We start from the raw sequence: 1,691 nt of genomic DNA, 5'->3' as shown, positions 1-1,691 counted from the left end.
GCTCTCGACCACGGGCGTCAAGGTGCTCGCCATCTCGCGCGGTGGTGACACCCCGCCGCAGGTGCTCGCGCAGACGACGCTGAAGAAGACCGGCGCCGCGGTTCTCGTGCTTCTCGTCGGCGGCCAAGGCGGTGCACCGTTCAAGGCGGCCGCCGTCACGCCGATGCTCCCGGAGGCCAAGCTCGACGCGCTCGACCCCACGACCGACGGCTCGGCCGCCGTCGGCGACGGCGCAGGCCTGAGCGCCAAGCCCGACGACGTCGTCGCTGCGTTCGCCGCGTCCGTGAGGTACCCCAAGCCGACCGCGACCACAGTGCTCGCCGACGACCCGTTGTCGCAGCAGCTGCGCCAGTCGGCCGCCGCCCAGTCGCAGGCCCTCAACAACCAGGGCGCGTTCACCCAGGAGCACGACCCCAAGGGCATCGTCGGTGGGCTTCGGCTCAAGGACGGCAAGGGGGCCATCGTCTTCGCCCACCTCGTGCGCAGCGACGCCATCGCCATGCGCTCGCCCGTCAAGCTGACGCCCGCCAAGGACCTCACGCTCCTGACGGGCATCAAGCAGATCACGTCCGAGGCCAGCCTGACCTCGAACGAGATCATCGCCATCGTCATCCCCGCATCGGGACCGGCGCGCATCGTCGCCGCATCCGACCAGCTCGTCGCCGGCTCGGGTCGGTGAGACAGGATTGATCTATGAGTCACCAGCCATTCACCGCAGCGGCACTGCGCGGTGCCGTCGACCTGTCATCGCTCAAGCGTCCGGCCCAGCCGGCTGGCCCCGCCTCCGGCGCGGGCTCCACCTCCGCGGACGGTGCTGGCCTCGTCATCGAGGGCACTGACGCCTCGATCCGAGACGTCATCGCGGCGTCCGAGCGGCACCCCGTCGTCATGGTGCTGTGGTCGCCGAGGCTCCAGGAGTCGGCCGACTTCGTCGCGACCTTCGGCTCCGTCGCCCGTCGCTACGCCGGCCGCTTCCAGCTGGTGACCGTCGACGTCGACGCCAACCCCACGATCCTGCAGGCCTTCCAGGTGCAGGCCGTGCCCGTGAGCTTCGCGTTCGTGCAGAGCCAGCCGGTCCCGCTCTTCGAAGGCGTCCAGCCCGAAGGCCAGATCACGGCGATCATCGACCAGGTGCTGGCGCTCGCGGCACAGCACGGTGTCACCGGCACCGTCGCGGCCGGGGACGTCGCCGCCGCCGCTGACGAGGTGGAGACGGAGCAGCCCCTGCCGCCGCTCCACCAGAAGGCCTTCGACGCCATCGAGTCGGGCGACCTCGACGGCGCCGCTGCGGCGTACCGCGAGGCGCTGGCGCAGAGCCCCGCCGACACCGACGCCAAGCTGGGGCTCGCCCAGGTCGGTCTCCTGCAGCGCACCCAGGGGGTCGACCTCCAGACCGCTCGGGCCGCGGCCGCGGCGGCGCCGACCGATGTCGACGCGCAGATCCTCGTCGCCGACCTCGACCTGCTCGGCGGGCACGTCGAGGACGCCTTCCTGCGGCTCATCGACACCGTGCGGGTCACGGCCGACGCCGACCGCAACACGGTTCGTGAGCACCTCGTCGAGCTCTTCGAGGTCGTGGGCGTGACGGACGAGCGCGTCGTCAGGGCCCGCAAGTCCCTCATGAGCGCCCTCTTCTGACCGACGACGACCACCCCCTCCTGATCGAAAGAGCATTCCGTCCGCCTCGAGGC

The 1,691-nt window shown here is 71.3% G+C and carries 2 protein-coding genes; both read left to right on the top strand.

Going from position 1 to position 1,691, the window contains the following annotated elements; translation table 11 throughout:
- The coding region (locus AC1DP0_RS21620; RefSeq protein ID WP_478088589.1) for a DUF8094 domain-containing protein at positions 1 to 679 on the top strand (679 nt) is incomplete at its 5' end.
- A gap of 14 nt (positions 680 to 693) precedes the next feature.
- A complete protein-coding gene (locus AC1DP0_RS21615) occupies positions 694 to 1,638 on the top strand; it encodes a co-chaperone YbbN (protein WP_478088587.1) in 945 nt (314 codons plus the stop codon).
- The last annotated feature ends 53 nt before the right edge of the window (positions 1,639 to 1,691 follow it).

This window comes from Terrabacter sp. P5_B1 (assembly GCF_056400505.1).
The sequence above is the reverse complement of the archived record's forward strand: the minus strand, read 5'-3'. Positions and strand labels throughout refer to the sequence as shown.